Origin of the sequence: Candidatus Protofrankia californiensis, assembly GCF_900634765.1 — a bacterium.
Lineage (GTDB): Bacteria > Actinomycetota > Actinomycetes > Frankiales > Frankiaceae > Protofrankia > Protofrankia californiensis.
Genome location: NZ_CAAAFT010000428.1, coordinates 19,238 through 32,192 on the forward strand (window position 1 = coordinate 19,238; position 12,955 = coordinate 32,192).

General features: G+C 68.5%; 11 protein-coding genes. 5 read left to right on the plus strand and 6 right to left on the minus strand.

What is annotated here, in order from left to right; translation table 11 throughout:
- The 4 genes from DD1DGNOD_RS30060 to DD1DGNOD_RS22025 all read left to right on the plus strand — a co-directional run.
- The coding region (locus DD1DGNOD_RS30060; protein WP_241255909.1) for a transcriptional regulator at positions 1 to 973 on the plus strand (973 nt) is incomplete at its 5' end.
- Between the two features lie 230 nt (positions 974 to 1,203).
- A complete protein-coding gene (locus DD1DGNOD_RS22015) occupies positions 1,204 to 2,022 on the plus strand; it encodes a class I SAM-dependent methyltransferase (RefSeq protein ID WP_131768395.1) in 819 nt (272 codons plus the stop codon).
- Positions 2,019 to 3,635, plus strand: a complete 1,617-nt coding sequence (locus DD1DGNOD_RS22020; protein ID WP_131770964.1) for a 1,4-alpha-glucan branching protein domain-containing protein — start codon at positions 2,019 to 2,021, stop codon at positions 3,633 to 3,635. The genes DD1DGNOD_RS22015 and DD1DGNOD_RS22020 overlap by 4 nt, the downstream gene beginning before the upstream one ends.
- 339 nt (positions 3,636 to 3,974) lie before the next feature.
- Positions 3,975 to 5,030, plus strand: coding sequence for an endonuclease/exonuclease/phosphatase family protein (locus DD1DGNOD_RS22025; protein ID WP_131768396.1), 1,056 nt, complete (start codon positions 3,975 to 3,977; stop codon positions 5,028 to 5,030).
- 19 nt (positions 5,031 to 5,049) lie between these two features.
- On the opposite strand, the gene DD1DGNOD_RS22030 is transcribed toward DD1DGNOD_RS22025, so the two are convergent.
- The 4 genes from DD1DGNOD_RS22030 to DD1DGNOD_RS22045 form a co-directional block, all read right to left on the minus strand.
- Positions 5,050 to 6,084 (minus strand): M48 family metallopeptidase, encoded by a 1,035-nt coding sequence (locus DD1DGNOD_RS22030; protein ID WP_131768397.1) that lies wholly within the window; start codon positions 6,082 to 6,084, stop codon positions 5,050 to 5,052.
- A 167-nt stretch (positions 6,085 to 6,251) separates the two neighbouring features.
- Positions 6,252 to 7,001 carry an acyltransferase gene (locus tag DD1DGNOD_RS22035; protein WP_131768398.1) on the minus strand — a complete coding sequence of 250 codons (750 nt, stop codon included), beginning with the start codon at positions 6,999 to 7,001 and terminating at the stop codon, positions 6,252 to 6,254.
- On the minus strand, positions 6,998 to 7,993 hold the full coding sequence (locus DD1DGNOD_RS22040) for a class I SAM-dependent methyltransferase (RefSeq protein ID WP_131768399.1): 996 nt from the start codon (positions 7,991 to 7,993) through the stop codon (positions 6,998 to 7,000). The genes DD1DGNOD_RS22035 and DD1DGNOD_RS22040 overlap by 4 nt, the downstream gene beginning before the upstream one ends.
- 5 nt (positions 7,994 to 7,998) lie before the next feature.
- Positions 7,999 to 8,775: an enoyl-CoA hydratase/isomerase family protein gene (locus tag DD1DGNOD_RS22045; RefSeq protein WP_131768400.1), complete on the minus strand. Its 777-nt coding sequence runs from the start codon at positions 8,773 to 8,775 to the stop codon at positions 7,999 to 8,001.
- A 324-nt stretch (positions 8,776 to 9,099) separates the two neighbouring features.
- Between DD1DGNOD_RS22045 and glgX the strand changes: the two genes are divergently transcribed.
- The gene (gene glgX / locus DD1DGNOD_RS22050) at positions 9,100 to 11,373 is read left to right on the plus strand and encodes a glycogen debranching protein GlgX (RefSeq protein WP_430827852.1); all 2,274 of its coding nucleotides are present in this window, start codon (positions 9,100 to 9,102) and stop codon (positions 11,371 to 11,373) included.
- A gap of 95 nt (positions 11,374 to 11,468) precedes the next feature.
- Here glgX and DD1DGNOD_RS22055 read toward each other — a convergent pair whose 3' ends face one another.
- Together DD1DGNOD_RS22055 and DD1DGNOD_RS27395 are read right to left on the minus strand one after the other, a co-directional pair.
- Positions 11,469 to 12,557, minus strand: a complete 1,089-nt coding sequence (locus tag DD1DGNOD_RS22055; protein ID WP_131768401.1) for a Fic family protein — start codon at positions 12,555 to 12,557, stop codon at positions 11,469 to 11,471.
- Positions 12,558 to 12,743: 186 nt separating this feature from the next.
- A partial coding sequence (locus DD1DGNOD_RS27395) for a hypothetical protein (protein WP_165036967.1) occupies positions 12,744 to 12,955 on the minus strand: 212 nt, incomplete at its 5' end.

Below are 12,955 nucleotides of genomic sequence, written 5' to 3' on the forward strand. Positions count from 1 at the left end.
CCTCACCGGCGTCGTCAACACGATCAAAGATGACGACGCCCTGGCTTCGGCACCGACCGCAACGATGATCAGGGATATGACCGAGACCTTCCGCAAGCTCGACGCCCGGTACGGCAGCGGTGAGATCCGCGGACAGGTGGTCACCTTCCTGCACGACCGGACCAAGACCGCGCTGGACGCCCGGCACACCCCGGACCTGTTCGGCGCGCTGGCCGAACTGACCCAGTTCAGCGGCTGGCTCGCCCAGGACTCCGATCGCCAGTCACTGGCGCAGCGCTATTACATCCAGGCGCTCGGCCTCGCCGAGCATGCCGGGGACGCCATGCTGGCCAGCCGGATCCTGTCCGCCATGAGCGACCAGGCCGGACGCCTCGGCCAGCTCCGCCAGAGCCTCGCCCTGGCAAAGGCCGCCCTCGACCGCTCCCGCAGCACCGCATCCCGCTCGGTACGGGTGATGCTGCACGACAAACACGCCTGGGCCCTGGCCCGCAACGGCGACGAGGCCGGATGCAGCAAGGCGTTGAGCGCCATGGACGCCGAACTCGAACGGGCCGGCGCCGACGACGGCCCGCCGTGGTCCGCACACTACAACGACGCGGACGTCGCCGAATGCAAGGGCCACTGCTTCATGCTGCTCGACAAGGCCCGGGAGGCCGAGCCGCTGCTGCTGGAGTCCCGCGCTCGGCAGCTTCCGTCGCGGACCCGTACCCGCAGCTACGCCGAAGCGGATCTCGCCCTGTCGTACCTGCGCAGACCCGGTCCCGACGTCGAAGCCGCCCTGGACGCCGGACGCCGCGCGGTCGAACTGGCAAGCCATCTCGACTCCGTCCGGATCACCGAGAAACTGCGCGAGCTCGACCGCGGCATCAGCCGATACGACGACGTCGTCGCCGTACGGGAGTGGCGCAGGCACGCCGCGCCGCTCATAGCCCGCCCCGGCATCCCCACCAAGGTGGCGGCGACAGTCGCATAAAGGATGACAGTCGCATAAAGGATAAACATAAACAGAAGCAGTTATATGTGACGGGCGGCCGGGCATGACAGTCCGCCGGCGCCCGTCACTGCGGTTCCAGCCGTCACCACAGCTCACCGGCACCCATCCGCACGCCGCCCTCCCCACCATGCGTCATATGAACCACACCTTCTGCTGTCCGTGGAGGGGTTCCGACACGTCGCGGTTACCAGTGCGTAAGGTCGGGTTTCATGGTCAGGCACGAGCCGGCGACAACGCCCCGCCGCACCGACGAGGTCACCCCCACGTCCGATGATCACAACACCCTGCTCGCGTGGGCGGTCTTCGGAGAACGGACCGTACCGGGAGTGTGGTTCGAGCGGTACTGGTTCAAACGGCACGAGGCGGCCTATGCCGCGTTCGCTCCGTTCACCACCGGCGCCGTGGTCGTCGAAGCGGGCTGCGGCGAGGGATACGGCGCGGCGCTGCTGGCGAAGTCCGCATCCCGGGTCATCGCGGTCGATACCGCCGCTGACGTCGTCGAACACGTCCGGCACACCTATCCCGGCACGACCCCCGTACGCGCCGATCTCCAGCGCCTGCCGTTCGCCGACGCCACCGCCGAGGTCATAGCGAACCTGCAGGTCATCGAACATCTCAACGACCAGGAGGCGTTCCTGGCCGAGTGCGCCCGGGTGCTGCGCCCGGCCGGCACGCTCGTGCTGACGACCCCGAACCGGCTGACCTTCTCCCCGGGACGGGACACTCCCGCGAATCCGTACCACACCCGGGAACTCGCTCCGGACGAGCTCGTCCCCCTCGTCGAGGAGCATTTCGTGGTCACCCGCCTGTGGGGTGTCTGGCACGCGCCGCGGCTACAGGCATGGGAGCGCAGGAACGGCGCGATCGTGGACGCCCAGCTCGCCCATCCCTACCCGCAGTGGTCCAGCGCGCTGGCCCAGCGGGTACGCAGCACCGACGTCGGCGACTTCGCCCTGCATCCCGACACTCCCGACACCCCGATCGCCTCCAGCCTCGACCTGGCCGTGGTCGCCTACCGCCGACCATGAACCAGCCGGCGCGAACACGGACCCCGGTGCCAGCCCCGGCGCAGACCCCGGCAGCAGCCCTGGCGCAGACCCCGGCGCCGAGCTCGGCCGGGACCGCGGGCCGGGCCTCGGCCGAGCCGATCGGGACGTTCTGCCTCGTGCTGCACACCCACCTTCCGTGGGTCGCGCATGCCGGCGCGTGGCCGGTCGGCGAGGAATGGCTGTACCAGGCGTGGGCCGGCGCGTACCTGCCCGTGGTCGACCTGCTCGAACGCCTCGCCGACACCGGCCGGCGCAATGTGCTGACCCTCGGCGTCACACCCGTGCTGGCCGCCATGCTGGACGACCCGTACTGCCTGTCCGGGCTGGCCGGATGGGTGGCGGACTGGCAGCTTCGGGCGCAGGGGGCGCTGGTGGACGGCGTGCCCGGCGCGAGCTATGAAGGCGCGCTCGCCACCAGGGCCCTGCGGGCCGTCGAGGGTCGCTGGCGGCACGGGGCGTCACCGCTGCTGCGCCGGCTGGCCGACGCCGGCGTCATCGAACTGCTCGGAGGGCCGGCGTCCCATCCGGTGCTGCCGTTGCTGGACGATCGGGTCGTCCGGACGCAGCTCGACGCCGGCCTCGACGACGCGACCGTCCGGTTCGGCGCCCGGCTCCGCGGGATCTGGGCCCCCGAATGCGCCTACCGGCCGGGGCTGGAACAGCACTACGCCGACGCGGGCATCACCCACTTCGTGGTGGACGGCCCCACCGTCGGCGGCGAGACCGCCGGCGCCTACGACGTCGCGGGCAGCGGCGTGCTGGCGTTCCCTCGCGACCTCGGCGTCTCCTACGAGGTGTGGTCGCCCACGGCCGGCTATCCCGCGGGCGCGTGGTACCGCGACTTCCACACCTTCGACCACGGCAGCGGCCTGCGGGTGGCCAGAGTGACGTCCGTGGACACCCCACCCGAGCTCAAGGCACCGTATGAGGCCGTCGCCGCGCAGGATGCCGCCGGTGCCGACGCGGCGCACTTCGTCGGTGTCGTCCGGCGGCGGCTGACCGAACTGGCCGAGGCCAGGGACGGCCGCCCGGCGCTCGTCGTGTGCGCCTTCGACACGGAGCTGTTCGGCCATCACTGGCATGAGGGACCGGCGTTCCTGGAAGCGGTCCTCGGGCTGCTGCCCGACGCCGGTGTACGGGTGACGACACTGTCACAGGCAGCCGCGGCCGGGCATGTCGAGGGCGTCCGCGACCTGCCGGCAGGCTCCTGGGGGCTGGGTAAGGACTTCCATGTCTGGACGGACGTGACCGACCTGACCAAGCTCGCGTCCGAGGTGAACGAACGGCTGGTCGAGGTCGTGGCCGCGGCCGCTCGCCCGAGCGAGCGCGATGACGTCCTCGACCAGATGGCGCGAGAGGCGTTCCTCACCGGTTCCAGCGACTGGGCATTCTGTGTCACCCACGACAGCGCCGCGAGCTACGCGAGGTCCCGGGCCTACACGCACGCCGGGCGTTTCGACGCGCTGGCCGACGCGGTCCATGGCGGTGACCGGCTCGGGGCCGCCAAACTCGCCCGCCACTACCGCACCCTGGACTACCCGTTCCCGACCCTGGACGCACGCCGGATCACCCGAGCACAGGACGCGCCCTGAAGTGCCGGTCAGGTGACCATGCTCGGCTCGGCGAACGGTGGCATGCGTCGATGAGTGCTGGCCACTGGAGAAGATCGGCGCGAGTTTGTCGATGTGCACGCTTATGTGGCCGAAAAGCGTACACAGCAACAAACCCATTTGGATCACAGCCCGTACGGATGGTTGCGGACGGGTCCCGCCCCGGGCCCGGACGACGGCCCGCGCCACCACCGGTCGCCTGGCGCGTCATGCGGGGCCGGTCATCGCCGAGGAGGTGATCGGTGTGTGCTTGGCCGCACTGTCGGATCCACGTCCGCCCCTGCCGCTTCCCACGGTCATCCTCACCGGCAATCTGTTGTCATGACCCCGCATCCGGACGCCGGTTCCGACGTGCCCGTATTCCCCGGCGAGTCGAAGGGGCCGAGGGCCGACAAGCGCGGCACCGCCGTGATACCGCCACGGACACTGGCAATTTTTCTCGCCTGGGTGGTCGCGGGCACGCTCATAGTCGTCACCCTGGGCCGGTTGGTCCATCTGGACGACGCGCTGAGCTGGCCGTACTCGGGGATCAACGCGTTCACCCCGGTCGAGTACCTGCCCGCCTACATGGCGCTGGCCGTTGCTTTTGCGCTGCGACGCAACCGACTGCTGATCGTTTCGCTGCTGGCCGTCATCGCCCATCTGGCCTTCACCGTGCCCGAGCTGTGGCCGGGAAAGCCCGAGGCTGTCCCCGCCGGTGCGACAAAGGTACGGATCATGACGTCCAACCTGCTGTACACGAACGGCAACGCCGGGCGGCTCGGCGCCCAGATCAACACCACCCGGCCCGACATCGTCGTGCTGGAGGAGGCCACCGTGCTCACCCTGGAGGCGGTCGAGAAATCCGGCGCGCTGGCCGGCTACACCTACCGGGAGGTGCATGCCCGGCCGGACCCGTTCGGGGTGGCGGTGTTCTCCCGGTTCCCGCTCGTCCAGGCGGAGATACCGCTGGTCGCCGACCTGCCGTCCCTGCGCATGACGGTCCAGATGGACGCCGCGCACCAGTTCAGGCTCTTCGCCGTCCACACGGTGTCACCGACGAACGGCGAGTACACCCCGCGGTGGCGGCGGCAGCTGGACACCCTGCGGGCGGAGGTCGCCCTCACCCCCATGCCGGTGGTGCTCGCCGGTGACTTCAACGCCACCCGCGACCACCGGCCGTTCGGACGCCTGCTCGACGAGCACCTGCGGGACGCCCACGACGTGGCCGCAGCCGGCTGGGCACCCACATGGAACGCCAACCACCTGCTCCTGCCTCCGCTGCTGCGGATCGACCACGTGCTGGCGTCACCGCAGTTCGCCGTCACCGGCTACCAGGTGGGCACCGAGATCGGCAGCGACCACAAACCGCTCGTGGTCGACCTCGCCATGCGCTGAACCACTACGCCTCCGGGGATCAGCCGGTGGCCGTCCAGACGGCGAGGCCGGTGCCGCAGGTCGCGCAGAAGTTCTCGGTCGGACGCGGCGGCGTCGCGCAGGTCAGGCAGTGCCGGCTGCCGGCCCGCACGGCGTAGATGCCCTCGAGGATCTTTCGGGGTTCGTCCTCGTGCAGCCACTCGTCGAAGTAGCGGGCGCGCTCGACCGCGAGCGGGTGGGATCCGGCGGTCCGGATCCGCAGCCGGTGGAACCGGGCGAGCTTGCTCTCCTCGGCCATGTCGTCCAGCAACCGGGCCTGCTCGAGAAAGGCGTCGGGATTCATCTGCTCCAGCCAGCGGGTCGCGCCGCCGGCAAGCTTCATCATCATCCGGACGCACGGGCCGGGATCCTGGACGGTGAGCATCGCCGCCCGGTCAGCGGTCAGCTCCGCCTTGCGTGCCCAGGCCGCCAGGCCCGCTCCCAGCCCGAAGGCCGCGACGTTACCGACGACGGCGCCCGCCTTGCGGGCGACGCCCGCGCCCATGGCGCCGCCGACGATCCTGGCCATCGTCCCGTAGAGGACATGGCCGCATTTGACATGGCCGAGTTCGTGCGCGATCACGGCCAGGAGTTCGTCGGTGTCCATGATGTCGAGCAGATCGGTGAACAGCACCACGTAGGGACGGGTGTGCCCGGACGTGTAGGCGTCGACCGGCCCACGCCGGACGTAGAGTTCGGGCTCCGGGACGTCCAGAATCGCGCACGCCTCGCGCAGAATCGCATAGATCGCCGGGAGCTGGCGCGGCCCGACTTTCACGCTGGACGCTGTGTTCTCCACGTAGTGGACGCGTTCCACGCCCCATTCGATGTATTTAGCCACGGCCCGGTCGAACCCGGGAATCCGTTGCAGCGTACGGGTGGCCCGCCGGTCGAGAGGATGCCGAAAGGCGTCGGGGTCGAGTCCCGGCAGCCGGACACGCCCGCCTCTTTCCGGCCGGTCGGCAACCTGTCGACTCTTTTCAGTAAAATTCACCGGCAGCTTTCGGATGTTTACAACGTCGTCGGCTTCGGTCATCCCCAACCTCTCGAGACACCCGCCCAGGTCGCATTGTCGGTCGCATTGTCGATTCGAAGCGGGACGTCAGACGACATAGTAGAGCGCCTCCGCGGGGCGCGAAAGCCCCACCCCCGGAGGTGATGAAGTCGACTTTCCGACATCGGGTCGACGACTCCCGGAACAGATCATTTCTGGCGGGAACGTCCGGCTCCGGCGCGGGCGGCGATGACCGGGGCGGCAGCCGCGGCCGTCTTGCGGGCGATGTCGGCCAGTGCCGCCCGCTTCGCCTCGGCGGCCTGGTAATCCTCCACCCGGTTACGCACGACGCGAGCGGGCATACCGACCGCGACCGACATCGGTGCGATGTCGGTGTTCACCACGGCGCCCGCGGCGATCACCGACCCCGGGCCGATGCGGCTCCCGCGCAGCACGGTGACCTTGGTACCGATCCACACGTCGGCTCCGATCCGCACCGGGGACTTCGCGAGGCCCTGGTCCTTGATGGGCACGTGGATGTCACTGAACACATGGTCGAAATCGATGACGTACACGTCGTCCGCAATCAGGGATTTCGCGCCGATTTCGACGTCGAGATAACAGTTGACGGTGTTGTTACGCCCGAGGACGCATTTGTCACCGATACGAAGGTTCCCCTCGTGGCAGCGGATCCGGCTGTTGTCACCGAGATGCACCCACCGACCCAGCACGATTCTCCCGTAGCCAGGACGGCCCTCGATACCCACGTTCTTACCGAGAAAAACGAAACCCTCGGTCACCACCTGTGGATACCGCAGCCGAAACAGCACGAACCGCCAGTACCGGCGCAGATGGAAAGGCGTCCAGGCGCGGTGGCGGACGATCCACCGCGCGGACGCGAACGTGAGGAAACGTCCCTGCCGCGGATCCCGGTTCGCCCGCCCACCGAATATTCTCACGGCCGAGCGTCCGGCGCTCGGACGCCGGTGACGAGCGCATTGTAGAAAAGACCCGCGGGCACCACCCGGGAGGCGTACCGGGTGTCGAAGGCGGCCAGGCGCTGCCACGTCCGATAGACACCCATCCGGTAGCCGAAGCTGAGCTTCGACTCGGCGACGGCGCATTCGAAGGTACGCACCGGCCAGCCGAACCAGGCCGCGGTGAGTTCCTCCGTACGCACCTTCACCTCGACCGCACCGGCCCGCCGGGCCATCCCGGCCAGCTCCGCCGGCACAAAGGTGTGCAGGTCCACCACGGACTCCAGCGCGTGGGCAGCGGAACTGGCCACGAGCTCGCCGGCCGGCCGAGCCCAGTCCCGCAGCATCGGCAGCCTGGTCACCCGGGTGGTCGCCCACCAGGTCGCCCGCGACAACCGGCGGGCTACCACGTCGCCGTACCTGGTCGGCTCCCCCGCGAACACGAACCGCCCCCCCGGTCGCAACACCCGCAGCACCTCCCGCAACGCCAGCTCGACATCCGGGATGTGGTGCAGGACGGCATGCCCCACCACCAGGTCGAAACTCGCGTCCGGGTACGGGACGGACTCGGCGTCGGCGACCCGGCCCGCCACGGTCAGGCCCAGGCTCGCGGCGTTGCGGGTGGCGGTGGCGACCATGCGGGGGCTGATGTCGCTGACATGCGCTCCTTCGCGGGCCACCACCCCTGCCTGCACCAGGTTGAGCAGGAAGAACCCGGTCCCCGCACCGATCTCGAGAGCGCTCGGATAGGGCCAGCCGGTGGTCCCGGCAATGGTGACGAACCTGTCCCGGGCGTAGTCGATGCAGCGGTCGTCGAACGAGATCGACCACTTGTCGTCATAGGAGTCGGCTTCGGCGTCGTGATAGATGATATTCGCCTGTTTGGGATCGTCCCACGCCGCCTGGATGGCGGACGCCGACGGTCCGCCTGCCTCGCGTGCCTGACCTGTCCCGTCCGTCTGACCTGCGTCCATGGTGTTCAGCGACCGACGAAATCAGCCTTGCCAGGGCCGCGCTCGAGGAAGGACTCCATGCCGATGCGCTGGTCCTGTGTTCCGAACAGCCCGGTGAATATCGCCGTCTCCAACCGCAGTCCTTCCGAGAGCCCACCGGACAGACCGTCGTCGATCGCCCTCTTGGCCGCCCGCAGCGCAACCGCCGGCCCGTCGACGAACCGGCCAGCAAGACTGCGCGCCTCGGTGTAGACGTCGTCGGGGGCGACCACCCGGTCGGCAAGACCGATCTCCTTCGCCTCGGCAGCACGCACCTGACGACCGGTGAAGATCAGGTCTTTGGCCTTCGCCGCCCCGATCAGCCGTGGCAGCCGCTGCGTCCCGCCCGCGCCCGGGATGATGCCGAGCAGGATCTCGGGCAGCCCCACCTTGACGTTGTCCCCGAAGACCCGGAAGTCGGCGCACAGGGCAAGCTCCAGGCCACCGCCGAGGGCGTAGCCGGTCACCGCGGCCACCACGGGCTTCGGGATACGGGCCAGCTCCTCGAACGTGGTGGTGAGATCGCTCACCCACGCCAGGATTTCCGCGTGGCCCATCGGAGCCATCTCCTTGACGTCGGCTCCGGCCGCGAACACCTTCGGACCACCGTAGATGACGACCGCCCGCACGTCCGTCCGCGCTGTTGCCTCACCCGCTGCCGCGCGCAGCTCGCCGGTGACCTGACTGTCGATGACGTTCATCGGGGGCCGATCCAACCTGATCGTGCCAATACCGTTGTCGACGTCGAACTGCACGACCGCCACCGACCGACCTCCTCGATCATTTGCAGCTTCCGGTGGCGCACAGCACGCCGTTGCACCACCTTGGCCGGCTGTCATCCACTGGCACGTATGCCGGGCCTGTGACGCCCCGACGGCGCTCCTGATTAAGGGAGCCTAAGCCCTGACGACTTGATCTTCATCGGATACGTGGTGATTACATTCCCGGCACCTTTCGGTGACCATGACACTTTCGATGATCACGGCGCCGTTCGCCTGCCCGCCATCCGTCCGTCCGCGGGCGGTGGTAATCGGACGGCGGTAACCGTAACCGAGCGACGGTAACATGCTGCAGCTACCGTCACGGAGGTGACGACACCGCCCCGCGTTCACGGCAATACGGATCAGTCCGGCATCGGCCAGTCCGACGTCGATCGGCTCGGCCGCGTGCTGTCCGGGTCACCCGAACCGCTGGGGGTCCACTGGGACGGGTCGGGTGTGAACGTCGCGGTGGCGGCCCCGAACGCGGACGCGGTCGAGATCTGCCTGTTCGACGCCCGGGGCCGGGAGAACCGCTACCGGCTGCCCGAACGTGACGGTGGGGTCTGGCACGGTTACCTGCTCGGGGTCGGGCCGGGACAGCGTTACGGGCTGCGGGCGTACGGGCCCTACGCCCCCGAACGCGGCCTGCGTTACAACCCGGCCAAGCTTCTCGTCGACCCCTACGCACGGATGCTGACCGGCGCCCTTGTGCCGCATCCCGCGATCCGCGGTTTCGACGAGACCGACCCGTACCCGACAGGCTCCAACGGACATGATTCCGTGCCCTTCGTCCCGGCGTGCGTGGTGATCGACGGCCGCCACAGCCCGACCGGGGAACGCCCAGGCATTCCCTGGCCCGAGACGGTCATCTACGAGCTGCACGTGAAGGGCTTCACCCGGACGCACCCGGACGTCCCGCCCGTACAGCGCGGCACCTATGCGGGCCTGGCCCACCCGGCGGTCATCGAGCACCTGCGGACGCTCGGCGTCACCGCGGTGGAGCTGCTTCCGGTCCATGCGCACGTCTCCGAACCGGCACTGTCCCAGCGCGGCCTGTCCAACTACTGGGGTTACAACACCGTGGGCTTCTTCGCGCCGCATCCGGGCTACGCCGCCACTGACAACCCGGTGGCCGAGTTCCGGGCGATGGTGGGCGCGTTACACGCGGCCGGCATAGAGATCATTCTCGACGTGGTGTTCAACCACACCGCCGAAGGCAGCGAACGCGGCCCGACCCTGTCGCTGCGCGGGTTGGACAACACGACCTACTACCGGGTGGAGCCGAGCGACCCACGTCGCTACCGGGACGTAACCGGCTGCGGCAACACACTGAACACGTCCTCCCCTCACGTAGTGAAGTTGATTATGGACTCCCTGCGCTACTGGGTCACCGAGATGGGTGTGGACGGATACCGGTTCGACCTGGCGACCGCGCTCGCGCGCAACCCCGACGGATTCGACCCGGCGGCACCGCTGCTGGCCGCCATCCACGCCGACCCGCTGCTGTCCACCGTCAAGCTCATCGCCGAGCCGTGGGACGTCGGCTGGGGCGGTTACCAGGTGGGCGCGTTCCCGGCGCCGTGGGCGGAATGGAACGGCCGTTACCGGGACACCGTCCGCGCGGCATGGACGTACAGCGCGTCCACGGTGGCCGATCTGGGCTACCGGATCACCGGGTCGAGTGATCTGTACCACCATTCGGGCCGCCGGCCGTGGGCGTCGGTGAACTTCGTGACCGCGCACGACGGCTTCACCCTCGCCGACCTCGTCTCCTACGAGAACAAGCACAACGAGGCCAACGGCGAGGGCAATCGCGACGGCGACGACCACAGCAACTCGACGAACTGCGGGGTGGAAGGCCCAAGCGACGATCCGGACGTGCTGGCCTGCCGGCGGCTCGTCCGCCGCGCGCTGCTGGCGACCCTGCTGCTGTCGGCGGGGGTACCGATGCTGCTCGCCGGGGACGAGTTCGGTCGTTCACAGGACGGCAACAACAACGCCTACTGCCAGGACAACGCCACCTCGTGGCTGCACTGGCCCACCCGTACCACCCGTACGCCCGACGATCGCATCCCCGACGACGGCGTCCCCACGGTCGGCCCGGCGCCCTCGGCCGACCCTGCCGGGAACGACCCGATGCTGCTGCCGCTGGTGAGCGGTCTGGTCGCCCTGCGGCGCCGGTCCCCGGCATTGTGCCGGCAGACGTTCTTCCACGGCGGCCCCTCAAGCGTCGGGGAACCCGCGGACATCACCTGGTTCCGCACGGACGGCGTGGTCATGTCGGACACGGACTGGAACTCCTCACTGGTCCGCACGGTCGTCGCGCACCTTTCCGGGACGACCCTGGGCTGGTACGCACCGGACGGCGCCACGGTCACCGGCGACAGCTTCCTGCTCGTCCTGCATCCGGATACCCGCCCGGTGACCATCGTCCTGCCGGGCCAACCGTGGGCGTCCACCTACGCGTTGCTGCTCGACACCAGCGCGGAGGATCTCGCCGGCTTCCCCGGCACCCTCGACACCCCATTGCGGATCACCCATGCCGGCGAGGAACTGCCCGTCGCCGGCCGTGCCGTCCTCCTCCTCCGCGTCGCAGGATGATCACGAATCGTCGGTAAACATAATAATCGATCTTGAAATTAGCATGTTTGTTGGATCGTTGGCATGTTCCGCGGGGTGTGAAGCCCTCCCTGCGCCTACGTGGAGGGGGGCTCAGGCTTGGAGGGGGGCTCAGGCCGATCGAGGCGAGTCCAGAATGCCGCCCGTCCGACGCCGTTGCTGATCACATGACCCTCGTCCCGCAGCGCGTTCAGTGCGATGCGGATCGTCTGATCGCTGACTCCCGGCAGCGCCGTGCGCACGTCGTCGAGGCGGAAGCGGCGGGGAGCATGCCACAGGATGTGGTCGCGGACCCTGTCCTGCTTGCTGACGCCCGAACGCCCAGCCGCCGCCCGATCCGCGAAGATGGAATAGGCGGTCGCGACAGTCGCCGAGAAGTACTCGAGCCAGGGCCACGGATCATGCTGGCCGTCATGCCATCCGCGCGTGGAGGCAAGGAGGGACGAATAGTATTTCTCGGCGTTGTCGGCGATGATTTTCTCAAGACTGACATATCGGCACATCTGGTAGCCGCCGTCGAGCAGCAACGCATTCGAGGTGATACGCGCCACCCGACCGTTGCCGTCCTCAAAAGGATGAATCACCAGCAAATCCAACGCAAACAGGCCTACCAGCAGAACCGAGTGGTGATCATTTTTCTTGCGTGCGATCGAGTAACGGCTGGTCAGCTCGGCCAGAAAGTGCTCGGTCTCGGACGCGGACACCGGGATGAAACGCGGAGTCACCGTCCCGTCGGCAGCCCGGTCCACGACGAGGTTGTCCTGAGCCTTCAGCACCCCTCCGCTCCCCTGGGTGTGCCGGAACAGCAGTCGGTGGACATGCAGCAGAAGACCTGTATTGATCGGGGAGAAATCCTCACGGTAGACGTAGTCGAGCGCGTCCCGGTAACCGGCGAGTTCCCGCTCGTCCCTGGTTCGCAACCCGCCGACCTGACCGCGAATGATCCGCTCGGCCCGCTCCGGACTGTCAACGGTCACACCCTCGATCGCCGAGGACGCCGTCACACTCAGCACCCGAGCGCGGTCCGCAAGCTGGTCGAGCAGGCCGGGCATCTGGGTTCGAAAGAGCTGTTCGGAACCAACCCCACGGTCGATGGCACCCAGGTGCTTGACAACCCGTGACGGAACACGGCCAAGCAGCTGATCAAGATCGGCAAAACTACGCACGGAACCTTCCCCTCAACCAACAAACATACTAATTGATCTTGAAATTAGCATGTTTGTTGGATCGTTGGCATGTTCCGCGGGGCACAACGTGCAAGCAAAGAGCCCAGAGGAATGCAGCGGGCAGGCGGACGAGCGGGCCGGCATGACCACGCCGGCCCGCTCGCCGACCCCGCTGGGCGGAATCGTTCAATCGGGATTCGCCACCAGGCCGAGCTCCGCCGGTGAGGCGATCAGGCGGTGCCGCGGCAGCACCCGGACGGTGTAGCCGAAGGCCCCCGTCCGTCGCAACGGGATGGTGCCCTCGAAGCGCAGGCCACCGCCCTCGCCGGCGCCGACGTGGGCAAGCGGCAGGGTGGACGGGCCCAGCAGCCGGTCGGCCTCGTCGATCCGGCCGTAGG